Consider the following 21,439-nt stretch of genomic DNA (forward strand, 5'->3'; position numbering starts at 1 on the left):
CAAGTTAAATAGATACAATCATATAGGCATGAATAAAAAACCAATAAGATGAAAAGATTTAAATCATTATATATCGTCGGTGTGGCAGCAATAGTGCTCGCTAGCTCTTCGTGTAAGAAATACCTGACGGAAGATCCATCGACTTCCTTTTCTGCGAACTTTGTATACAATACCCCCGAAGGACTGGATATGGGCGTTGTAGCATTGTACAACCTCAATCGTTCATTCTACGAGAACGGTGAGTGGAATTTTGCAGTTCCCTTCTTATTACAAGCCAAAACAGATCTGGTACTGGGGCGCACAGGGGAAGCATCACTTTATAGTACACTCGCTTGGGGAGCCACATTAGGTGACTTCGGAACTACCCGTTACAGCCATTTCTGGAAGACGTACTACAAAATAATAGATCGAAGCAACGCCATTATAAAATATGGAGCAGCTGTACAGATGGATGAGAGCAAGAAGAATGAACTACTGGCACAAGCAAGATTTTTCAGAGCTCACTCCTACTTTATCCTATATAAATTATTTAATAATATTTATATAACTACAGAACCTACAACTCCTCAAAATGCAGCAAACATCATTACGGATAAGAGTAGTAAGGAAGATATTTTCAAACTGATTGAAGAAGATCTGGATTACGCACGTACGCATTTGAAATGGGAGATTTCTCAACCTGGTAGAGTAACCAAAGGAACCGCTACCCATGTACTAGCTCAAGTTGCACTTTGGAAACAGGATAACCAGAAGGCTCTGGACTTGGCTAAAGAGGTGATCGGATCAGTACAGCATGCATTATTGCCAAGCACTGCAGAGGTGTTCAAGGGCACATTAAACCATAAAGAATCTCTATTTGTCATCCAGTATAAAGCGCAGACCTTTGGTGGGGGTGTGCCCCATCGGTTTAACTTTCTTTTGCTACCTCAATACGGAGCAACTCCGGGTGCACAATATGACAACACCATGGGTGGACGCGGGGCAGGATTTCTGTTATTGAATGATTATTTTAGAGATTTATTGAATCAAGATCCTATGGACGACCGTGCAAAAGGCAGTTACTACATCTCAACATTTTATTTTAACAATCCAAGTACATTGCCCCCTGGAAAAAAAATAGGAGATGTAATCGACACCTATGATGAAATGAGCTCTAATGTAGCTGACCGGAATCTGTTCTACACACGTTTAAACCCTGGATGTATCAAATTTGCGAACGAGACAGGTTTGCCCAACGAAGTAGATCAATCTAAAAACATCATGGTCTATAGAGTAGCCGAGACCTACTTAATAGCAGCAGAAGCCGCCTGGAAACTGGGACTTGATTCGGAAGGACTCAAGTATATCAATGCCATTCGAACGCGAGCCAAGGCCGCTCCAATAACAGAACTGACATTGACATCGATTTTGGATGAAGACGCTAGAGAGTTGGGGTTTGAAGGACAGCGCTGGTACACCTTGAAACGCTTGGGCGTAATGACACAACAAATGACCAAGTATGCTGGTAACTCAAGAAATGGATTATACCAAGCAAATGCCAGGACATTGTTTAAAAACCACATGGTCAACTTGCCTATTCCACAGGCAGAGATAAATTTACTAGGCCCCAAATACCCACAAAATGATGGTTATTAAAAACACGAAATATATCCTAACTGGAATTATAGCTTTACTAGCTATAACCTCTTATGCGCAAGAAGAACAATTTGAAAGCACGCCTACCTGGTCTGAAGAATTTAACTATGAAGGTAGACCTGATAGCTTAAAATGGGAATTTGACTACGGAACCGGTCAACATGGATGGGGAAATAATGAGCTACAATATTATGTGAATACTGCTCAAAATATCATGGTCAGTAACGGTACCTTAAAAATTCATGCAATCCACGAGGCAACAAACGGTATGGCGTATTCTTCGTCCAAAATCAAAACACTCGGAAAAAATGGATTCAAATATGGACGTATCGAGGTATCAGCGAAGGTTCCACCTCAAGTGGGAACTTGGCCTGCGGTATGGATGATGCCGGTACACAACGTCTATGGAGGATGGCCTAGATCTGGAGAAATAGATATTGTAGAACATGTTGGCTATGATCCCAAACAATTGCATATTACTGTTCATACATTAGATTATAACGGTATGATCAACAATCAGAAAGGGAGTAACACGTATGTTGAAAAAGCGATATCCGAGTTCAATACTTATCGTATTGACTGGACAGAAGAGGGAATCACGGGATACATAAATGACAAAAAGGTGTATGAATATCCCAATACGGGAAAAGGTCACACCTCCTGGCCTTTTGACCAAGAGTTTTATCTAATTGTAAATCTCGCTGTTGGAGGTGATTGGGGAGGTAGAAAGGGAGTTCAAAATGAAACCTTCCCTGCGACATTTGAAGTCGATTATATTCGTTACTACCCATTAAAATCTAAGTAAAACAAGTCTACCAATATGCCAAAAGACGTCATTGTGACTACTAACTTTAAGTAAAGTAAGTGAACTAGTACAATGACGTCTTCCTATAAGCATAGCTTTTTAAAAAATCTATCGCCAAAAACAAGAAACATAAATATTACAGGATCGGGGCAGGCAACAGCGTCCAAAATTGATTATCTTGTAGATGTTAGTTTAAATGATACTTATTGGCATGGCGAAATATTTTTTTGTTTTATTAATGATCGGTAGTATACCTACATTTGGTCAATCTCTAAAAATCACCCCTAATGGTTTTGTAGATCTTCACGACAGTTCCAAGAAATATATAATCCTGGATTTTCCAAATATTTCAAAAGAAGAGCTTTTTAAGGAAACCATCAAGTACATTAATGCCAATTATGATCGTCCAGAAGAGATTACAAATCTATTGCCTGAAGAGCAGATTGTAGTAACCTATTTTGATCTGATAAAAGTCAATGCAGGTTTTTTAGGAGGTGGTAGTGTCGATTTACAATACTATTACAAGTATGACATACAATTCAAGGAAAGTAAAATTCGCTTCGAACCAAAATTTGATTATCTGAAAGATTGGGATTCTAATACCGTTATTACTTTGACTGGAGACAAATACTTCGGTTCGGGAGCCACAGGCTTATTCAATCGTAAAGGAAAACCAACCAATGATAAAATGATTCAGGCAGTTGAAGACAAAACTAATGAATTTATACAGTCACTGAAAGAAAAGATAAATTCGCTAAACGATAGTAATTGGTAATAATCTAGAAAATGTTTCCATAAGCTAATGAAGGTAAAACGTATTGTAGTCAATATGGCTACTACAGAAATCGATAGAGCAAAAGTCTTCTACCAGGATATCCTAAATCTACAAACACTAATGGATATGAACTGGATCCATACTTACGGTAATGATGAGCAGATGCAAGTACAGATTAGCTTCATGAGTGAAGGAGGAGCTGGTACTCCAGTTCCTGATATTTCAATCGAAGTAGATGACATTGATTATGTTTATCAGAAAATGATTAAAAGTGGATTTATAGTCTTATATGGACCTATCAATGAATCTTGGGGGGTACGAAGATTTTTCGTAAAAGATCCTTTCGATAAAATAATCAATATTTTATCACATATCGAATAAACATGGCTTTAAATATTAATTATAGAAGAGCCACGGACAGCGATAAGGCTTTTTTGTTGGAGCTGAGAAATAGTACTATGAACGAACATCTGACAGCCTCCTCTATGTCAATATCCCAAGAAGCACACCTACAACGAATAGATTATAAATATGAAGAGGCCCTTATCATAGAAATGCATGGAGTCGCTATAGGGCTATTGAAAATTGAACAGAACCTTCATAACATCGAAATAATACAGATACAGATAAGCCCCGCATACCAGAACAAAGGTATAGGGAGGGCTATTATAAGAACTATTATTAAAGAAGCCACATCGACCCATAAAACGGTGTCTCTAAGTGTACTGAAAACCAATAAGGCTCAGAACCTATACCTAAGACTCGGTTTCAAAATTGTACAACAGAATGATTCATCGTACCTGATGCAATGTCTGATGTAATAATCCTATCGACAAAAACCGAAAAGATCACCATAAACAATCTGATTTAAAACTGCATATTTGTATATATCATTACACCTAAGTGATGGAAAGAACAGAGCAAGAGTTACTAAAGAGAAGTAAGGAAATAACACAGAATTACCTGCAATTTCTAGATAGACATATCTCTGAAGTCGTCTCGGGTAAGCTATTGGATTTTATGGAAATAAATGAAATTGCCGCCAGACTATTTGTTTCCCATAAGCACCTGACAGATACAATCCAAAAGGAAACGGGCCACCACCCCTGTTATTTCTATGATTTCAAGATCATAGAACAAGCCAAATGCATGCTTTTAGAAAACGACAGATCTGTTGCCGAAGTGGCAAAAAAACTAACCTACGACCCTTCTAACTTTTCCAAATTCTTCAAAAAATTCGTGGGACAGACTCCCGGATTGTTTCAAAAAGAAAACAAAAGTTCCGAAAAGTTCACCACAAAATAAATGTCATCTCTTGCCAAATTTGTCCTATCAATTGTACAACATTTAAAATATCAAAAAAATGGCAAGAAACGATTTAAAGGGAAAAGTGGTTTTAATAGCTGGTGGCGCGAAAAACTTAGGCGGTCTATTGAGCCGAAACCTTGCTTCCAAGGGCGCTAAAATGGCAATCCACTATAACAGTGAGCATACAAAAGCTGAAGCTGAACAAACATTTAACGACATCGTGAGTGCCGGTGGCGAAGCATTTTTATTTCAAGCCGATCTCACTAATGTGGAGAATATCAGCCGTCTGTTTGATGCAACAATAGAAAAATTTGGAGGCATTGACATTGCTATCAATACCGTAGGTAAAGTATTAAAAAAATCTTTCTTAGATACGACAGAAGAAGAGTACGATGACATGAGTGATATCAATGCCAAGGTTGCCTACTTCTTTATCCAAGAAGCAGGTAAAAAACTGAATGACAATGGTAAAATCAATACTATTGTGACTTCTTTACTCGCCGCATTTACTGGTTACTACTCTACCTATGCCGGTGCAAAGGCGCCAGTAGAACATTTTACTCGCGCGGCATCTAAGGAATTTGGATCCAGAGGAATTTCTGTAACGGCAGTCGCACCGGGACCTATGGATACGCCTTTTTTCTATGGACAGGAAACTGATGAGGCCGTCGCCTACCATAAACAAGCTTCTGATCTCGGTGGATTGACGGACATCAAAGATATTGCCCCATTAGTCGAATTTTTGGTGACCGATGGTTGGTGGGTTACCGGACAAACTATCTTTGCGAATGGTGGCTATACGACTAGATAAGCAATCACGCTTTACTATCAACGATATAAGACAGGTAGCTTAACTACCTGTCTTAGCTTAAAAACGACAATTATGAACCCGTTATTACGACTTCAAATAAGCTAAAGCTACCTTCTTTATAATGTTCAGACATTCCCTCTTTCCACACAATATGGCTTATCCCCCTAAACTCAAAACCGCATTCTTCATAATAACGATTTAATTTATCATTACCGCTATGGGTATCTAAACGTACAAAATGAAGCCTTTGAGAAGTAGCCAAGTCCTTAACCCATGCCAAAATTTTCTTAACATAAGCGCCTCCTCTATATCGGGGATTCGTCGCTATACGATGTAAATAGATTGCGCTATCTTTCCCTCGTTCATGCCATATGGCCTCATCTTCGTAAGTCACCACAAACGTACAAGCAATATCCATCCCTTCCCAAATTGTATAATGTCGTCCTTCCTGAATTTCTTTTTCGACTTGGGCTACCTCAAATCCTTTCCACCCTTTATTACCAACCTCTAGTTTATAGGCGGAAGCTAAATCATAAATTTCAAATAAACTACCAATATCTGCTTTGCTACTGTTTGTAATCCTCATACTAACGCTTTCTTAAAGCTATTACAACATTTCTTTAATTCTAAACTGAGTCTATTTTCTCTTCAGTTCTTTCATCGACTCAAAACCTGTTGGATACAACAGTCTATCTTCTTTAATACGTATATCGTAAGCACTACCGATATCCGCTGGCAACATACGGAGACCTATGTTCCTATTAAAACTATAAATGTTTTTAACTTTAAGAGCGGCGTAAATATTATTGTAATGCCAGCTTCCTAACTCCCAAGTGCCAATTTCTTCGTTCATAAAAAAATAGCTATCACGTTCATTGGAATGCTGAGCATGGTATATCTTCGCATCATCCAGTCGAATTGTAGTCGTCCCCTTGGAGAAGTTAGAAGAAACCATGTACTCTCCAATGTATTGCTTTTCTTCGGAGCTAGGTGTTCGGCCAATGCCTGTCAGTTGCTCGAAATTGTCTTCTAAAAATAAATCATTGGTGACACTAATAACAGATTCTTCACTATCCAAAGAATCTATCAATGCAAATAACGCCATAAGGTTTACTCTGTTTTGCCGTATAAGCACAGTGTCCCTAATACCTTTCACCATATGGGAAAAATAAATGTATTGATGTGCTCTAAGCTTATCTTCTTTAAATTCTATTCCATAAGAATTAAGAATTCTCGCACCTTCTTTATTACTCCTTTCAATTTGCACGGACTGCTCGGGACTAAAAGACTCGTCATCAAACCGATAGTACAATGTCTTGATAGTAGTCTTACATATTGCTTTTCCAAAAAAATTGACATCTTGCCCGTGAACGGTATGTAAGAGCAAAACAACAAAAACAGTAAGTATATATTTCATATGTATATAATTATTCGTGCATTTAAATGCTTTCTTGATAGAACTTATGAATGCTTCGCATTTATTTCATGACCGCCAGTTGGCGGATCGATTAATTGCTCTCCACCACTCGAGCTGGCGGACCTTCCCTAACATCGTCATGATAAATAGCGCCATAGAGGTTAAATACATTGTCTCCTCCATAGTAGGTCAGGTCATAGTTCCGCGAAAAAACAAACTTAAAATAAGCAGGTGTATCCTTGATTTTCTCCAACTGCTCTAATGAGTAATACTGGGGGGCCAAAGGTATTTCTTCATACAAAGGTTTTCCATTCACATAACGTTCTATTTTTTCTTTCTCTGCCTCACAGGTAAATCCAATGCTGGTGTAGCCATAGCTATATGTCCCACCGATAGTTTGTATCTTTTTGTTCTTTCCAACATAGCTTACTTTAAAACGGACATCATCTATAAAATCAATCTTATAGGGTTGCTCTTCTTGCGTTAAGATTAATTTTACTTTTTCTTGAGAAGAATAGGAAGTCGCTTCATCGAAGCTGACTTTGACATACCAAGAAGTGTTGTGCAAGGGATAAACACCATTCATGGGAAATGTAAAATCTTCTGTCGAAAAATTAAACTTAGCATCCTTAGGATACTTTAATACAAATTGCACAGGGTGTAATAACACATTACGAATCAAGGTATCCTCACCGATAATAAATGTATTGCTCACTTTTCCAAATATACCTTGATAGCAATCCGGGGTTATCTGCTTGAGATAGGATGACTCCTCCTGCAGACGTTTTCGCACTTGATCCAGGCTACTAGTACTAAAGTAGCATACAGCTATTTCGTTCATTCCCTCGATCTGCTTAATAGAAAGCTCAATGCGTTCCTGTGTCTGGGGGTTAATGTGCAATGTATCATTCACATAATCAAATCCTTTTCTAGAAAGATACCAACTATTTAACCTAACAACCTGACCCGCTTCTGCTCCCTCATCAGTAAACAATTCCTTAAAATGTATAGGATAAAATTCCTGCGCCTGTGGCACACCAACAAAGCTACAGGCGAGCACCAAAAATAGGCTCATGATAAAACGTCTAATCATGCTTCAAAATTAATGATTGTAGCTAAGAAAATAAGATACCTTTACAATTCGCGATATGACTTTTACGATGTGCTTTAAGCCATAATATCTCCGCTACATCATAAAGAATTAGAACACCTCTCCCAACCCTAAGCTCAAACCTCGATATCCCTTGCTAAAACCATAATCAATGGCAATATTAGTACCTGAAGCCTTATTAAACTTTATTCGCGCCCCCGCCCCTGTAGCGAGGTTCCAGTTGCCAAACAACGTGGATTTAGGGCCACTTACAGTAGTCGCATTCGCAAAAACAACAAATCCTAACAGTCCATTTGTCGTGATATCCCGTCTATATTCCCCCTCTAGATAGTAAAGAGATTTCCCTCTATATCTGCTTAAAGGGAGTCCTCGGCCAGAACTGTTATAGGGGTCCCAGCTCAAATTTGGTAAATCGAGGTAAGGAGTCTTAGAATTGAACACAGTCCAAAAGAAATTGCGGAAGGCCAACATATTTTGTTTATTGAAATCATCGGTTAGCCTATAATATTTCCGAACTTCCATATAGAGTGAACTCCAATTGTCAGAACTCCCCATGAAAGTCGGGTTGACACGAAATTGGAGATTAGCATAATTACCATCCAGTGTGTTGATGGAATTAGAACGGGTATCAAAAATCAAATTCAAGCTAAGTCCGGAGGAAACACTAGACCCAGCTTCAGAAGTCCCCCAAGAATAATCTGTAAAATCGGCCAGCGATTGATCACTCTTGCTCCGGATATTGACACGGTAGTCCAAATCATACCCCATCCCCATGAAGAAGCCTCCACGGATACGCTTCAATACATGTTGATAAAACCGTACATAGGTATAATCCAGATTGATATTCTCATCAGAGCCATGTTCTGTGCCTAGCCCCCAGGTCTCGTGCGGGTACTTAAGCCATCTAATATCGCCATCGATTACCCATTTATTCTCTTTAAGCCACACATAAGAGCGAATAGGAAAGCCAAAACGCTTACCAAAATTAGTATAGGGGGTAAATGTCACTTGAGACAGATAAGTATCGCTCCTATCTCCAAGATAGAAGCCTGCTGTAGTCGAGGTTATTAAAGCAGTACCACCACCAGGCACACTTGTAGAAAAAGGCAAAAATGAAAAATACATTTTCTTTCCGGTGCTCTTTTGCCCTTCGGGCGGTCTGATATCAAGGATCTCTCTACCTATATCTATCAAATCCCGCTGTCGGCTAGTATCGGACTCGAAGGAGGTTTTCTCAATTTCATTGACAAGACTCTGCGCCGAACAGACTGTCGAAAATAAAAAAGTGAATGGCAAAAACAAAAACAGGCACTTACTCATGTAATAACGATATAGCAACACTACACTAAGATACACTAACCATACCAAAGACAATCCAAAAATTATACAGTTTTTAAAAGGACTACAAATATGAACGGCTTCACATCTTCTTTGACCTATTCCGAATTATTGTATTTTTCTTAATTTAGTTCTTATAAAAAATATATTATGGGATTTTTAGATAAACTGTTTGGAAAAAACAACACCAAAAATGCAGAGGCGTCAACTACAACAAAAGAAGTACCAACCCCTATTTTGACAGAAGAAGGACTACTAGAACAGTATGGTGGAATTGCGCTCGAAAAACAGCTTGATTTTGGAGAATTAATCGGTGATAATAATTGGAATGTAGATATGACCGCTGGGACTATAAGTTTTGGTGATAGCCTGAGTTTCCCACTACAGGTACTGGGTACATTCTCCCATTCTTCGGAAACATGGCTCTGGGCTTGGGCAAATCAACAGTCTGACCTGCCCGATTCCATCCAACAGAACGCCCTACAGTTAAAAAAATATGGTGAAGATAATGAAATTGATCTCCTTAGAAATCCAAGATTTGATTTTTCAACAAATGAGTTACACCTTATGGGAATTATAGCAACAGGTCTATGTCATGCAGATGCCTATTACATAGCAGACTATGGACAAGGAGCTATGCTATTGACTGTAACAGACTCCCGTATTAAAGAAGTGCGCCATGACATACACGATAGAGTACGATTTGTCTTTCCTCAGTTAATCAGTCAATTTGAGATGAACCACCAAAATGCACTGGTATCCTATCTCCGTATAAAAGGATACACTATACAGGAAACTAAAACAAGTTTGATGGCAACAAAAGACAATGATACCATCCAGGCAGAATTTGATGAGTTGTCCAGATTAACCAATCTCAAGGGGTAAACAAATCTCCAGATTTAGGACTTATGAACTTCGAGATTAAAGATATCGCTACACTAGAAAAGGTAATTTTAACAGATGCAGTTCCTGTTCAAAATTTTCCAAAATCGTTGGTTTTCCCTTTTTCAGATTGGTACAGGAGTATAGTAACGTCGATTAAAACCATGGTTATTGCAGGAGATAGTATACTATACAATGCGCCAGAAGCAGTTAATGAGTCTAAAGAGTTTAATACGACGACACTCTGGTGCTTCGCTGGAAGTGGAACTGGAGACCGATGGTTATTTGATGAAGATGAAATGGTATTCTACTATGACCATGATTTCGATGAAGGTTTTATTCCCCTTTACATTACGCTGAAGCAATGGTTACAAATGTCTTTTCTCTTCCGCCAACTAGAAGATTATATAGATAGTGGACAAAAAACAACAGCTACCTTAATCACGAGCTTCAAAAATACACTAAAGAAAATACATCCTGATTTGGAAGAGAACTATCCCTACCTGATCAGCTCAAGCATATAAGAAAAAAACTTATAGAACACAAAAGCCGTATTTATTTAATACGGCTTTTGTTATATAGAGGAGAATACCCCTTATTTCCCCAACCTAGTCAAAATCGCTTCCATCTCAGCCATTACCTTATTGATTTTGGCAATAGTTAGATCAAACGGTTCAGAGGTATTCATATCTACTCCAGCGTCTACCAAAAGGTCTACAGGATATTTGGTACTACCCGATGAAAGAAAGTTAAGGTACTTTTTACGATCCTCATCTGTACCACGTAGTACTTTTTCTGAAAGTGCCGTTGATGCCGTGAAAGAGGTTGCGTACTGATATACGTAGAAGTTATAGTAAAAATGTGGAATATAAGACCATTCTGATTTTACATTATCATCCACGATACAAACATTCTTATCATGGCCATAATAACGGCGCGTTAGTTCCAAATACATCTTATCAAAGTCTTCACCTGTTAAAGCTTCCCCCTTTGCGACGCGATCATGAATCATAGATTCAAACTCTGCAAATTGGGTCTGACGGAATAAAGTTCCTTTAGCTCCTTCAAGGTAATTACCTAAAATGGCTAACCTTACTTTGTCGTCTTTGATCTGCTTCAACATATAATCATTCAACAGTTCTTCATTCAATGTTGAAGCCACTTCGGCAACGAAAATAGAATAATCAGCATTAGCAAAATGTTGCTTTTTATTGGTCAGATAACTATGCATAGTATGCCCCAATTCGTGGGTCAATGTCGACATATCATTATACTTTCCATTATAGTTCATCAGGATATAAGGATGCACATCATAGGCCGACCCATTGGAGTATGCTCCAGAACGCTTACCTTCATTAGGATACATATCAATCCAACGCTCGTTGAATGCCTTATTCGAAACATCGACATAATCTTTACCCAAAGGTTTCAGGGATTTTAAAATATTATCCACAGCCTCGTCTACCGTATAAGCCAAATCTACCTGCTCCACTAACGGTGCGTAAAGGTCATAATAGTGCAGTGTATCAATCCCCATCATACGCTTACGAAGATTAAGGTAACGGTGAAAGGTATTCAGGTTTCCATTCACATTCTTCACGAGATTATGATAAACCGCAGTCGGAATATTACCATCATCTAAGGCACGCTCCAGAGTACTGTTATAGTTTCGTGCTTTGGTAGCAAACAGCCCTGCATTAATATTACCGTATAGCTGTGCCCCGAAAGTACGTTGAAACTCGTTCAATTTATTGAAATACGCATCAAATACTTTGCTACGGATGGCTCTATCCTCGCTAGCTCTATACAATGCGAAATTAGCGGAATTAAGCGTTATCGCTTTTCCATTCAGCTCAATTTCTGGATATGGAAATTCCGCATTAGAAAATGTGCTGAAAATATTGGCTGCATTGCCTGACATCAATGAGGAATAAGCCATTATTTTTTCAACCTCTTCAGAACCACGATGCGCACGCTTGCGCAACAAATCCATAAGATAAAATTTGTAAGTCACCAACCCTTTTTCTGCAGCAAAAAATGCGTTTAATTTGCTTTCTTCTAAAGTCAACAACTCCGGTTCCATATAAGATACCAAAGCGCCATACTCCGCAAAAAGTTGCTGCAGTTCTTGCTTCATACCTGCATATTTAGTCACTCGAGTATCCTGATCAGATTTCATCGATGCATATGAAGATAGTCGAACCATTTCCTTGGCCAATCCGCTGTTCAACTCTAAAGCCTCCAAAAGCGTAGCGGCAGACTGTGTAAGTTTGCCCTTATACGAGGCAACTTGTTTCATTTGCTGTTGTACACGCTCTTTCTCGACTTTCCAACTTTCATCTGTGGAATATAAATCGGTCAGATTCCATTTATATTTCGCAGGGACTTCGTCACGAACTTTCATTTGGCTGACGGCTATGGAAGTTGAAAATAACATCACAGCGGTCATTAATTGTGTTTTTTTACGCATAATTTATGATTATATAAAATGCTCCTAATTTACAAAAAATCTATTTGACATTATTAAATCAGATGAGTGAGAAAGTACTGATGACTTTTTACAGGTTTCTATCTTCACCAGCTAATGAAAACTTTATCGCCTTTTGCGGATACTCTTCAATACTTTTGCCACTGGTATTGCTTACTATTTTTTTGATACTCACTTTATCTCCCAACTTAAAACTTGATTCGGTGAGCTTGTAATCTAATAAGTAAGGACCGCAATAATAGTTTCCTTTTTCATCCCGTTCAACTATTCCTTGATATAGTCCTCTCTTTGTTTCTCTAGCCATATTCTATCTTGTTAGATTGCAAAGATAGGGAGATTAAAAATATTTTTCTGCTATTATAACATGCACTTGATACGTACATGATTTTGAATCGCTTAAGAAACGTTTAGATGCTGTATTTCCTATAGTGTTCGACATCAGCCAACAACTCTTTCAGGATATCTGCTGTCGATCGCTCACTAAACTGAGGCAATGACTGTCCCGTCCATAGATTTAAAAAATCTACGTTTTCATTACGTTTTGCTACAGCACGAAGCACTCCCGTAATTTTATTTTGATAGGGATAGGGAAGAATGTAACCACTATCGTCTATTGCTTCTGTAAACGTATTTTTTATCCCCCTTGCATATCTACCGGAGAAACTCTTCGTAAGAATAACATCTTCTTCTCTAGCACTGATCAATCGTTGTTTCTCAAAATATTTCAGGGAGCTTTCAGCAGAAGCACATAATAAACTTCCGATCTGAAATCCTTTTGCACCCAAAACCTGAGCAGCTAATATTGTTCTTCCGTTGGATAGACCTCCTGCATAGATTAAAGGCACATCTACCGTATCATATACTTGCGATAACAGCGAAAATCCTCCGATTTGTAGAATCCCCTCGTCCGCAAAACTGCCTCTATGCCCTCCTGCTTCGATTCCCTGTACACAAATAAGGTCGATACCGGATTTTTCTAAAATCATAGCCTCCCGCACACTGGTACATGTACCAATCAATATACACCCCACAGCTTTGAGACGTGCAATACTGGCTTCGTCCAAATTCCCAAAAGTGAAACTGACAATCTTGCACTTCTCTTCAATAGCAACGTCCACTAGGCTATGATATTCGTTTATCTTGAATGCGGATAGTTCAGGAATAACAACTTCAATGCTATGCTGAGCTGCAAAAGTCTCTAAAAATGCTTTGACCTCTCCATATTTCCTTACTAATTCGGGGGTAACTTCTGGTATGCGATGCACAAATAGATTAACCGCAAAAGGCTTGTCGGTAAGTTTCCTGATCGCTCGAATCGCTTGTACTGCCATATCTGCATCGATATCAGCCAGTGCCAATGAGCCCAAACAACCAGCTTGTGCCGCTGCTACAGCCATATCTACGGTAGAAACCCCAAACATCGGTGCTTGTATCAATGGATATTGTATTCCTAATAATTGTATAAATTCCTTATCCCAATGCATATGTAAAAGATTACTTATCGCCTACTAAAGGTGTTCCTACAAAAATAGTACTATTTCGCTCAAGCTTCATTCCTTCCAAACAAACATTTTTAACGTATCTTGCATAATGGCAAAAGATTTATTCCAACATATCAATCAATTTGTAAAAGTCGAAGAAGAGGAATTTATAGAGATGATTCCCTATTTTGAGCAGGAAGTCTTCCATAAAAAAGACCTTGTGATGCATCTAGGTGAACACCATCCTAAAGAATATTTTGTCATAACAGGTTGTCTTCATATGTACTTTATAGATCCACAGGGAATAGAACATACGGTTCAATTTGGTTTACAAAAGTGGTGGATAGCAGACTACCTCGCCCTTCAAAGGAAACAACCTGCCGAATTTTATATACAAGCCGTAGAAAACACCCAATTATACAGCATTACCGCAACAAAAAGAGAAAAATTACTTGCCGCTTTCCCAAAGATGGAGTCTTACTTTCGAACAGTATATCAGATAGCTTACGGTGCCTATCAAACTCGCATGAAATACATATTGAGCTACAGTAAGGAAGATATATATCTTCAGTTCAAAGATGCTTTTCCTGACTTCGTAAACAGCGTTCCACAATACCTCATCGCGAGTTACCTCGGACTTTCGGCCGAGTATGTCAGTAAACTAAGGCGTAAAATCACTTCTTGAACCTGTTCAAGTTTTTAAACATGTCATAACTGTACCTTTGATATATCAAAAAATAATAGATCATGGCACAACGATTAAACTACAGTTCATTCATTCCTGCGACCTATGGCAAACTCATAGAACTAGATACCCTAGCAGGCAATTCATCATTAGACAATCTTCTTATACATTTGGTGCGTTTGCGGGCATCCCAGATAAATGGGTGCTTATTCTGTGTTGATATCCATGCTAAACAAGCTGTCCGCGATGGTGAAAATCGCCTTCGTTTACTACATCTCACAGGCTGGCAAGAGTCTGACCTATTTTCAGTAAAAGAGAAAGCGGCCCTGTTATGGACAGAAGCTCTGACGCACCTTAGCCCAGAAAGCACAAACGACAACCTATACCAATCTGTAAAAGCACATTTCTCTGATGCAGAGATGGCTCAATTGACGATGATTATTACTCTTATCAATGCGTTGAATCGCTTTGGGGTAGGATTCCGTGCGCAACCTGGCACATTGGATAAAGTATTGGGATTGGATAGCATAACGCTATAAAAGAAAATTAAAGATAAAATAATACATCAAAAATACTAATAATATTAGTATTTTTGATGTTATGGAAAGACTCGAAGAAAAACTAAAAATTCTTGCTGATGCCGCAAAATATGATGTGAGTTGCAGTTCATCGGGATCCAAAAGGAAAAATACAGGAGGGATAGGTGACGCCTCCCATTCAGGGATTTGTCACACCTACACAGAAGATGGGCGATGTGTATCCCTTCTAAAGATACTTTTGACCAATCATTGTATCTATGACTGCGCTTTCTGTGTCAGTAGACGTTCAAACGATATTCAACGGGCAGCCTTTACTGTCGAAGAAGTTGTACAACTAACAATGAACTTCTATCGACGCAATTACATTGAAGGGCTGTTCTTGAGTTCCGGTATATTCAAAAATGCTGATTACACTATGGAAAGGCTACTCCGTATTGCCAAAAAGCTTCGCACCGAAGAGCGCTATAATGGATATATACATCTCAAGACTATCCCCGGAGCAAGCGAAGAACTCATACAACAAGCTGGACTATATGTAGACAGGATGAGTATTAATTTGGAGCTTCCTACGGATGCTGGATTAAAACTAGTAGCTCCAGAAAAGGACCACGATTCAGTTAGAAAACCGTTGGCTTTTGTGAACGACAAATTAAAACAATATAAAAACGAAAAAAAGAGCCTCAAACATATCCCTTCTTTTGTTCCGGCAGGACAAAGTACACAGATGGTAATTGGTGCAACTCCCGAAAACGACTATGAGATTATGCAGGTGGCTGACGATTTTTACACCAACTATAACTTAAAAAGAGTCTACTACTCCGGATATATTCCGATTGCAAATACAGATAGTCTACTCCCGCAAATAGGAACGAAACCTCCCCTTGTTCGAGAAAACAGATTGTACCAGACCGATTGGTTAATGCGTTTCTACGGATTTAAGATTCACGAGATTTTAAATCCCGAATTCCAGAATCTAGATCTAGAGATAGATCCTAAATTAAGCTGGGCATTACGTCACCCCCATCTGTTCCCAATCGATATAAACACAGCAGACTACTGGACCATTATACGCATCCCAGGTATAGGAAGACAATCAGCAATGAAAATAATCCAAGCACGAAAATTTGGAAAACTCCGCGAGTACCAGTTAAAAAAAATGGGCATAGCCTACAATCGCGCCCGGCACTTTATGATATGTGCAGACTCCCTAATCACTTTGGGCGATATAAAAATGGATAATGTGCGCAGGCATATTCTACAGGGCACACTTCATAACCAGTCTTCAGCGACACAACTATCTTTATTTTAGTATGATCTATAGTTACGACGGCAGTTATCAAGGACTTCTTACAGCTGTATTCACCGCTTTTGAATACAAAGAGTATAATGTAAAACTAGCGCTAGATTCTGAGCTACAAGGAGCCTTGTTTGATCAAATCAAACACATCAGCTCCGACACTACCAAATCAAACCGTGTATATCAAGGATTATATAAAATACTTCCCCCAAACAAGGCTATGGACTTTTGGAGGGCTTTTCTTTCCGAAGACCCCGAAATACGGCAGACCATCTTCGAATTGATAATAAAAAGTTTTAAAAACGATATTTCCATCCTTCAAAATTATGGTGACGAAAGGGTATTAAGATTCCATCAGGCACTACGAAAAGTCAATCGAGAACGTCATCGCATGAAAGCTTTTGTCAGATTCCAAAAAGACGCCAACGGAATGTACGTCTCCATCGTAGAACCAGACTTTAATGTCTTACCTTTGATCATATCCTTTTTTAAAAACCGATATGCCGATCAACCGTGGTTAATATATGACAACAAACGCCAATACGGTATACTTTATGACCTGCACACAGTAACCGAAGTGACCATAACCAAAGAACAGTCAAAGGCATTACAACATCCCGGACAGCATATTGAAGTTGATGCAACAGATAGCCTATACACAAAATTATGGCAAAGCTATTTCAAAAGCACGAACATCGAAGCCCGAAAAAATCTAAAACTACACCTACAACATGTACCCAAAAGATATTGGAAATATCTGCCCGAAAAATTAGATAAAGATTAAAGCAACTGAAATCCGCACTGACCCTTCTTTTTTTTGTAGATTCGCTACCTCAAACTTAAACACTAATTTTTCAAATCTTAACATGAACAATAAAGCTAAAGATATTTTGAGGATAGGTATCGTGGGGTATGGCAACCTCGGAAAAGGCGTAGAAAAAGCAATCAAGCAGAATCCCGATATGGAGCTTATAGCTGTATTTACAAGAAGACCGCCTGCAACACTTCACTGCGAAGGCCCAGCTATCGCGATGGACTACATAACAGACTATCAGGACAAAATAGATGTAATGATACTCTGTGGCGGTTCGTCTACGGACCTCCCTGAACAAGTATTGGAAGTTTCTAAGTTATTTAATACCGTTGACAGTTTTGATACACACGCCAAGATACCCGAATACTTCGACAAAGTAAACGATTGTACCAAAGCATCTAATACGTTAAGTCTTATTTCTACAGGATGGGATCCGGGCTTATTTTCCTTAGCAAGATTGATTGGACAAAGCGTACTCCCAGAAGGTGAGGACTATACCTTCTGGGGCAAAGGGTTGAGTCAAGGGCATTCGGATGCTGTAAGAAGAGTAGCCGGTGTCAAAAATGGCGTACAATATACCATACCTATTGATAGTGCGTTGGAAAAGGTCCGTTCGGGCGAAAACTCGATCCTGTCAACCGCAGAAAAACACAAACGTGTATGTTATCTAGTTGCAGAAGAAGGGGCAGATAAAGAAGCTATTGAAAAAACGATAAAAACAATGCCCAATTACTTCGCCGATTACGACACGACAGTGCATTTTATCAGTGAAGAAGAGCTGGTACAAAACCACAATACAATGCCACATGGAGGAATCGTATTCCGTTCTGGCGTATCCGGCAGTGGAGCCAAGCAACGTATTGAATTTAGTTTGACCCTGGAAAGCAATCCTGAATTCACAGCCAGTGTATTGGTAGCATGTGCTCGTGCAGTAGGCAAAATGGCTAAACAAGGACAGACCGGTGCCCGTACCGTATTGGATATACCTCTGTCTTATCTATCTCCAAGATCTGAGGAAGAACTACGCCGTACATTACTATAGGTGTAGTATACTCCCCTAATATTATCATTAAGAAAATCGAGACCTATAAGCTTAGTCTCGATTTTCTTAAATTAAGGCTGTTAAAACCGATACCCGACTGATAGTCCCGAACGAATACCTGCCCATGGACTATTCGACACCTTCACATCGACACCTTCTCCATGCACCTCATACTTCATTTTAACAGATACTGGCAAATCGGATAAAGCATCCTTGATGTCATCCAATTCTTTGCGTATTTGTTCTTGTTCATCTGCTGTAAGCTTCTTCTGTCCACCCAGACTACCTTTTGCAAACCCATATCCAGGTCCGATCAACCTCCAGTCTAAATGCAAATTATCTGTTAAGCGAAAATTAAACCCTATAGAAAATCCAGCGGTATACGCGTTCAGGCTACCCTTGACAGGTATAGAACCATTTTCTTTAAATATCTGTCCACCAGCAGTCAATTCGAGATCATAGTTTAACGGCGCCCGTAACGAATAATTTGTATACTTTAGATATGGCGCAACATAGAATCCACGAAATGGTCCACGTTTAGAAGTATAAAATCGAGCTTCAGGAGTAATAGAAAAATTACCGCTCTTGAAACCATCTAAAAACTCATTTAAGTCATCGTTATCAACGACATCCCGTACTGTAGACAAAAAAGGCAACCCCTTGCTCGGCCTAAAACTGACAGCTCCTCCTACAGTAATTCGCTCCCTGATCATGCGTTCATATTCAAACGCGAATTTTCCGCTGACCAATGGAAGTACATTCAATTTGACCATGTTTTTAGGTTCAGAATCGATTTGCTGTCCGAAAACGGAAGAGCCACAGAACAGTATAAAAATACTGCTAATAAAAAGTAAAGATTTTAATTTCATATTATTGCTATTTGGTTGCGCCAAATATAAGTAATACGACATCATATACACATACCTAGAATTGGGTATTTATAGATAAATAATAGTACATCAGAAGAGTACCTTCTAGAAATAACATTTAAAGAAATAGGACAAAATAATGCGATTTCAACGGCAAATCATCATGCTGATTATCCCCTTCATGCTGCTGTACAAAACCTTTTGCTTCAAAACTAGAGATCAAGGGGCTTTCTATATACTCATTAATCCAAATCCCTTCGTAAGAGCGACATACCTGTATACATTTGTCAAGCAAGGAATTCATCACTTCGTTGCTATGATATTTTTCCAAAACACCAAAATCAGCAATACGCACTACACGCTTTCCTTCGAGAATAGCTATTTTTTTGCCCTGTGTCGTTATTCGCGCATACCCCGCGGCAATATCATCGACATAGACTACCAACCATTGATTGGACATACTATTCAACTCATCTACAAGAACCTTCAGATTAAACCTATCAGAAATATAGTCAACAAGAGTTTCCTTATCCAACAAATGTGTAAACTTCTCTATCGCTAACTCCTTTGTCAACACGTCGAGAACACGTGTACCTTCGTCTGTGGCAACGGTAAATTTTGTATTTATATTCATCTTCAAAAGCATTATATTAAAACCACAAAGCTATGATGCACAGAGCAGACAATCGAGTACAAAACATAAAAGTAGAAACAGTACAGTTTAACCTAGCCGTTCACCCAACCGTTGTATAGCTTCTTTCTTTTGATCCGAAAAGTTATCCGCAAAAACCATTCTAAAGCAAGTATCAAAATTGCCTGAGAAAGAAAACGTAAATCCAGGTGTAAACCGAATAGCGACCTCTTCACAATGTTTATAAAAGGCTTCCATATCCGTATTTAGGGGTAGCTGTACCCACAGGTTGTAGCCACCACGAGGGGGCTGCACAACTGTTCCCTGCGGTAGATACGAGCTTATCAGATGGATCGCAGTATAGGCATTGCGCGCCAGTTGCATCCGAAATGTACGAAGATGACGGTCATAACTGCTATTACTTAATAAACGGCTTACCGTCTCCTGATAGATTGGAGAAACCGTACTACCTAATGCAAAGCGAATCTGTTCAGCGCGTTGGGTAAATTTCCCCGCAGCGAGCCACCCCACGCGAATACCAGGAGCTAAGGTCTTGGAATAGGAAGAATAGCTCATAACCAACCCACTCTTATCCATCCCTTTGATAGTAGATGGCCGCTTTCCATGAAAATACAAATCTCCACAGATATCGTTTTCAATTAAAGCAATACCATAATACACGATGATGTCCAATAGCCTTTTCTTTTGATCATCAGACAGCAACGATCCCGTTGGATTATGAAAATTAGGAGTTACGACGACCGCTTTAATAGGACTATTAACACATGCCTTATTAAAGAAATCAATATCAAAACCAACATCTACAAGCGTCGGTATTTCAATAACCTTCAGCTTTAACACGCGGATAATCTCAAGAACCGAAAAAACGCAAGGAGTCTCAATAGCAACCACATCCCCTGCTACACATACTGAAGCCAACGCAATATACAAAGCCTGTAGTCCTCCATCGGTAACGAACAACTCTTCTGGATGGAGAATCGTCTGGTAGGCGGCGGCCCGTTGGGCAATATTCGATTTCAAATCCATAGAACCACTTGCTGGATAATAACGCAACAAATTCGTTCCTTGCTCTCGAATAACCTGTTGCATTGTCCGTAAAAGCAGCTTTTGAGGCACCAACAAATCTCCTGGAGCGGCTACATTAAACTCGGATAACCTCCCTCTGTCATTCGATCTTGTTGTTAATCCGAGATGCTTTTTAAAAGTAGCATCCCGAATTACAGGACGTCTTTTACCTTGTTCAGAGACAGACACAACGGATTGACTACGTACATAATACCCCGACTTAGGAACATTGTCCACAAGACCACTCAGCACCAGATAATCATAACCACTTTGTACCGTACTGATACTAAGCCCATACTGTTCTTTTAACATTCGCACGGAGGGCAATTTATAACCTGCCTTAAAAACTCCATCTTTTATGTTCTGCGCTATAGCTTTCGTAAAAACCTCAAATTTATAAGCCCCCATCTGTACCGATTATATTT

At 39.1% G+C, this 21,439-nt stretch carries 24 protein-coding genes; 14 read left to right on the forward strand and 10 right to left on the reverse strand.

The annotated features are described in order from the left end of the window. The first annotated feature begins 48 nt into the window (after positions 1 to 48). The 7 genes from JKG64_RS07125 (at position 49) to JKG64_RS07155 (ending at position 5,334) form a co-directional block, all read left to right on the forward strand. The gene (locus tag JKG64_RS07125) at positions 49 to 1,635 is read left to right on the forward strand and encodes a RagB/SusD family nutrient uptake outer membrane protein (protein WP_210353629.1); all 1,587 of its coding nucleotides are present in this window, start codon (positions 49 to 51) and stop codon (positions 1,633 to 1,635) included. After that, positions 1,622 to 2,440: a glycoside hydrolase family 16 protein gene (locus JKG64_RS07130; protein ID WP_210353630.1), complete on the forward strand. Its 819-nt coding sequence runs from the start codon at positions 1,622 to 1,624 to the stop codon at positions 2,438 to 2,440. The genes JKG64_RS07125 and JKG64_RS07130 overlap by 14 nt, the downstream gene beginning before the upstream one ends. Positions 2,441 to 2,651: 211 nt before the next feature. Continuing rightward, entirely contained in the window at positions 2,652 to 3,215 is a 564-nt protein-coding gene (locus JKG64_RS07135; RefSeq protein ID WP_210353631.1) for a hypothetical protein, read from the forward strand. Between the two features lie 27 nt (positions 3,216 to 3,242). Then, positions 3,243 to 3,596, forward strand: a complete 354-nt coding sequence (locus JKG64_RS07140; protein WP_210353632.1) for a VOC family protein — start codon at positions 3,243 to 3,245, stop codon at positions 3,594 to 3,596. A 2-nt stretch (positions 3,597 to 3,598) separates the two neighbouring features. Further along, positions 3,599 to 4,036 (forward strand): GNAT family N-acetyltransferase, encoded by a 438-nt coding sequence (locus JKG64_RS07145; protein ID WP_210353633.1) that lies wholly within the window; start codon positions 3,599 to 3,601, stop codon positions 4,034 to 4,036. Between the two features lie 85 nt (positions 4,037 to 4,121). Continuing rightward, complete coding sequence (locus JKG64_RS07150) at positions 4,122 to 4,520, forward strand: helix-turn-helix domain-containing protein (protein WP_210353634.1); 399 nt, start codon at positions 4,122 to 4,124, stop codon at positions 4,518 to 4,520. Between the two features lie 58 nt (positions 4,521 to 4,578). Continuing rightward, positions 4,579 to 5,334, forward strand: coding sequence for an SDR family oxidoreductase (locus JKG64_RS07155; protein WP_210353635.1), 756 nt, complete (start codon positions 4,579 to 4,581; stop codon positions 5,332 to 5,334). Positions 5,335 to 5,404: 70 nt separating this feature from the next. Here JKG64_RS07155 and JKG64_RS07160 read toward each other — a convergent pair whose 3' ends face one another. The 4 genes from JKG64_RS07160 to JKG64_RS07175 all read right to left on the reverse strand — a co-directional run bounded on the left by JKG64_RS07160 (position 5,405) and on the right by JKG64_RS07175 (position 9,182). Further along, the gene (locus JKG64_RS07160; RefSeq protein ID WP_210353636.1) at positions 5,405 to 5,920 is read right to left on the reverse strand and encodes a GNAT family N-acetyltransferase; all 516 of its coding nucleotides are present in this window, start codon (positions 5,918 to 5,920) and stop codon (positions 5,405 to 5,407) included. 51 nt (positions 5,921 to 5,971) lie between these two features. Continuing rightward, positions 5,972 to 6,751 (reverse strand): hypothetical protein, encoded by a 780-nt coding sequence (locus JKG64_RS07165; protein WP_210353637.1) that lies wholly within the window; start codon positions 6,749 to 6,751, stop codon positions 5,972 to 5,974. A 91-nt stretch (positions 6,752 to 6,842) separates the two neighbouring features. Beyond that, the gene (locus tag JKG64_RS07170; protein WP_210353638.1) at positions 6,843 to 7,844 is read right to left on the reverse strand and encodes a hypothetical protein; all 1,002 of its coding nucleotides are present in this window, start codon (positions 7,842 to 7,844) and stop codon (positions 6,843 to 6,845) included. Positions 7,845 to 7,952: 108 nt separating this feature from the next. Further along, entirely contained in the window at positions 7,953 to 9,182 is a 1,230-nt protein-coding gene (locus JKG64_RS07175) for a BamA/TamA family outer membrane protein (RefSeq protein WP_210353639.1), read from the reverse strand. Positions 9,183 to 9,350: 168 nt separating this feature from the next. On the opposite strand from JKG64_RS07175, the gene JKG64_RS07180 reads away from it, so the two are divergent. Further along, entirely contained in the window at positions 9,351 to 10,085 is a 735-nt protein-coding gene (locus JKG64_RS07180; protein WP_210353640.1) for a DUF6882 domain-containing protein, read from the forward strand. 23 nt (positions 10,086 to 10,108) lie between these two features. Continuing rightward, a complete protein-coding gene (locus JKG64_RS07185) occupies positions 10,109 to 10,606 on the forward strand; it encodes a hypothetical protein (protein WP_210353641.1) in 498 nt (165 codons plus the stop codon). 71 nt (positions 10,607 to 10,677) lie between these two features. On the opposite strand, the gene pepF is transcribed toward JKG64_RS07185, so the two are convergent. The 3 genes from pepF to JKG64_RS07200 form a co-directional block, all read right to left on the reverse strand. Beyond that, positions 10,678 to 12,552 carry an oligoendopeptidase F gene (pepF, locus tag JKG64_RS07190; RefSeq protein ID WP_210353642.1) on the reverse strand — a complete coding sequence of 625 codons (1,875 nt, stop codon included), beginning with the start codon at positions 12,550 to 12,552 and terminating at the stop codon, positions 10,678 to 10,680. An 88-nt stretch (positions 12,553 to 12,640) separates the two neighbouring features. After that, the gene (locus JKG64_RS07195) at positions 12,641 to 12,874 is read right to left on the reverse strand and encodes a hypothetical protein (protein WP_210353643.1); all 234 of its coding nucleotides are present in this window, start codon (positions 12,872 to 12,874) and stop codon (positions 12,641 to 12,643) included. Between the two features lie 103 nt (positions 12,875 to 12,977). After that, the gene (locus JKG64_RS07200) at positions 12,978 to 14,054 is read right to left on the reverse strand and encodes an NAD(P)H-dependent flavin oxidoreductase (protein ID WP_210353644.1); all 1,077 of its coding nucleotides are present in this window, start codon (positions 14,052 to 14,054) and stop codon (positions 12,978 to 12,980) included. Between the two features lie 106 nt (positions 14,055 to 14,160). Between JKG64_RS07200 and JKG64_RS07205 the strand changes: the two genes are divergently transcribed. The 5 genes from JKG64_RS07205 (at position 14,161) to JKG64_RS07225 (ending at position 18,428) form a co-directional block, all read left to right on the forward strand. Further along, complete coding sequence (locus JKG64_RS07205) at positions 14,161 to 14,736, forward strand: Crp/Fnr family transcriptional regulator (RefSeq protein ID WP_210353645.1); 576 nt, start codon at positions 14,161 to 14,163, stop codon at positions 14,734 to 14,736. Positions 14,737 to 14,798: 62 nt separating this feature from the next. Beyond that, entirely contained in the window at positions 14,799 to 15,275 is a 477-nt protein-coding gene (locus JKG64_RS07210) for a carboxymuconolactone decarboxylase family protein (RefSeq protein WP_210353646.1), read from the forward strand. 61 nt (positions 15,276 to 15,336) lie between these two features. Then, the gene (locus tag JKG64_RS07215; RefSeq protein WP_210353647.1) at positions 15,337 to 16,584 is read left to right on the forward strand and encodes a putative DNA modification/repair radical SAM protein; all 1,248 of its coding nucleotides are present in this window, start codon (positions 15,337 to 15,339) and stop codon (positions 16,582 to 16,584) included. 1 nt (position 16,585) lies between these two features. Continuing rightward, positions 16,586 to 17,356 (forward strand): TIGR03915 family putative DNA repair protein, encoded by a 771-nt coding sequence (locus tag JKG64_RS07220; protein ID WP_210353648.1) that lies wholly within the window; start codon positions 16,586 to 16,588, stop codon positions 17,354 to 17,356. Positions 17,357 to 17,438: 82 nt separating this feature from the next. Then, positions 17,439 to 18,428 carry a diaminopimelate dehydrogenase gene (locus JKG64_RS07225; protein ID WP_210353649.1) on the forward strand — a complete coding sequence of 330 codons (990 nt, stop codon included), beginning with the start codon at positions 17,439 to 17,441 and terminating at the stop codon, positions 18,426 to 18,428. An 80-nt stretch (positions 18,429 to 18,508) separates the two neighbouring features. Here JKG64_RS07225 and JKG64_RS07230 read toward each other — a convergent pair whose 3' ends face one another. The 3 genes from JKG64_RS07230 to JKG64_RS07240 form a co-directional block, all read right to left on the reverse strand. Beyond that, positions 18,509 to 19,297, reverse strand: a complete 789-nt coding sequence (locus tag JKG64_RS07230; RefSeq protein WP_210353650.1) for a DUF3575 domain-containing protein — start codon at positions 19,295 to 19,297, stop codon at positions 18,509 to 18,511. A gap of 118 nt (positions 19,298 to 19,415) precedes the next feature. Then, positions 19,416 to 19,931 carry a GNAT family N-acetyltransferase gene (locus tag JKG64_RS07235; protein ID WP_210353651.1) on the reverse strand — a complete coding sequence of 172 codons (516 nt, stop codon included), beginning with the start codon at positions 19,929 to 19,931 and terminating at the stop codon, positions 19,416 to 19,418. Positions 19,932 to 20,018: 87 nt separating this feature from the next. After that, positions 20,019 to 21,422: an aminotransferase-like domain-containing protein gene (locus JKG64_RS07240; RefSeq protein WP_210353652.1), complete on the reverse strand. Its 1,404-nt coding sequence runs from the start codon at positions 21,420 to 21,422 to the stop codon at positions 20,019 to 20,021. Positions 21,423 to 21,439: the final 17 nt, after the last annotated feature.

It is taken from the genome of Sphingobacterium tabacisoli (assembly GCF_017908035.1).
In the GTDB taxonomy this organism is placed as follows: Bacteria; Bacteroidota; Bacteroidia; order Sphingobacteriales; family Sphingobacteriaceae; genus Sphingobacterium; species Sphingobacterium tabacisoli.

Bases quoted from the DNA above. Each gene is read 5' to 3' on its own strand.
- JKG64_RS07125 (WP_210353629.1), top strand. From the start codon at position 49: ATGAAAAGATTTAAATCATTATATATCGTCGGTGTGGCAGCAATAGTG.
- JKG64_RS07130 (WP_210353630.1), top strand. From the start codon at position 1,622: ATGATGGTTATTAAAAACACGAAATATATCCTAACTGGAATTATAGCT.
- JKG64_RS07135 (WP_210353631.1), top strand. From the start codon at position 2,652: ATGGCGAAATATTTTTTTGTTTTATTAATGATCGGTAGTATACCTACA.
- JKG64_RS07140 (WP_210353632.1), top strand. From the start codon at position 3,243: ATGAAGGTAAAACGTATTGTAGTCAATATGGCTACTACAGAAATCGAT.
- JKG64_RS07145 (WP_210353633.1), top strand. From the start codon at position 3,599: ATGGCTTTAAATATTAATTATAGAAGAGCCACGGACAGCGATAAGGCT.
- JKG64_RS07150 (WP_210353634.1), top strand. From the start codon at position 4,122: ATGGAAAGAACAGAGCAAGAGTTACTAAAGAGAAGTAAGGAAATAACA.
- JKG64_RS07155 (WP_210353635.1), top strand. From the start codon at position 4,579: ATGGCAAGAAACGATTTAAAGGGAAAAGTGGTTTTAATAGCTGGTGGC.
- JKG64_RS07160 (WP_210353636.1), bottom strand. From the start codon at position 5,920: ATGAGGATTACAAACAGTAGCAAAGCAGATATTGGTAGTTTATTTGAA.
- JKG64_RS07165 (WP_210353637.1), bottom strand. From the start codon at position 6,751: ATGAAATATATACTTACTGTTTTTGTTGTTTTGCTCTTACATACCGTT.
- JKG64_RS07170 (WP_210353638.1), bottom strand. From the start codon at position 7,844: ATGATTAGACGTTTTATCATGAGCCTATTTTTGGTGCTCGCCTGTAGC.
- JKG64_RS07175 (WP_210353639.1), bottom strand. From the start codon at position 9,182: ATGAGTAAGTGCCTGTTTTTGTTTTTGCCATTCACTTTTTTATTTTCG.
- JKG64_RS07180 (WP_210353640.1), top strand. From the start codon at position 9,351: ATGGGATTTTTAGATAAACTGTTTGGAAAAAACAACACCAAAAATGCA.
- JKG64_RS07185 (WP_210353641.1), top strand. From the start codon at position 10,109: ATGAACTTCGAGATTAAAGATATCGCTACACTAGAAAAGGTAATTTTA.
- pepF (WP_210353642.1), bottom strand. From the start codon at position 12,552: ATGCGTAAAAAAACACAATTAATGACCGCTGTGATGTTATTTTCAACT.
- JKG64_RS07195 (WP_210353643.1), bottom strand. From the start codon at position 12,874: ATGGCTAGAGAAACAAAGAGAGGACTATATCAAGGAATAGTTGAACGG.
- JKG64_RS07200 (WP_210353644.1), bottom strand. From the start codon at position 14,054: ATGCATTGGGATAAGGAATTTATACAATTATTAGGAATACAATATCCA.
- JKG64_RS07205 (WP_210353645.1), top strand. From the start codon at position 14,161: ATGGCAAAAGATTTATTCCAACATATCAATCAATTTGTAAAAGTCGAA.
- JKG64_RS07210 (WP_210353646.1), top strand. From the start codon at position 14,799: ATGGCACAACGATTAAACTACAGTTCATTCATTCCTGCGACCTATGGC.
- JKG64_RS07215 (WP_210353647.1), top strand. From the start codon at position 15,337: ATGGAAAGACTCGAAGAAAAACTAAAAATTCTTGCTGATGCCGCAAAA.
- JKG64_RS07220 (WP_210353648.1), top strand. From the start codon at position 16,586: ATGATCTATAGTTACGACGGCAGTTATCAAGGACTTCTTACAGCTGTA.
- JKG64_RS07225 (WP_210353649.1), top strand. From the start codon at position 17,439: ATGAACAATAAAGCTAAAGATATTTTGAGGATAGGTATCGTGGGGTAT.
- JKG64_RS07230 (WP_210353650.1), bottom strand. From the start codon at position 19,297: ATGAAATTAAAATCTTTACTTTTTATTAGCAGTATTTTTATACTGTTC.
- JKG64_RS07235 (WP_210353651.1), bottom strand. From the start codon at position 19,931: ATGAATATAAATACAAAATTTACCGTTGCCACAGACGAAGGTACACGT.
- JKG64_RS07240 (WP_210353652.1), bottom strand. From the start codon at position 21,422: ATGGGGGCTTATAAATTTGAGGTTTTTACGAAAGCTATAGCGCAGAAC.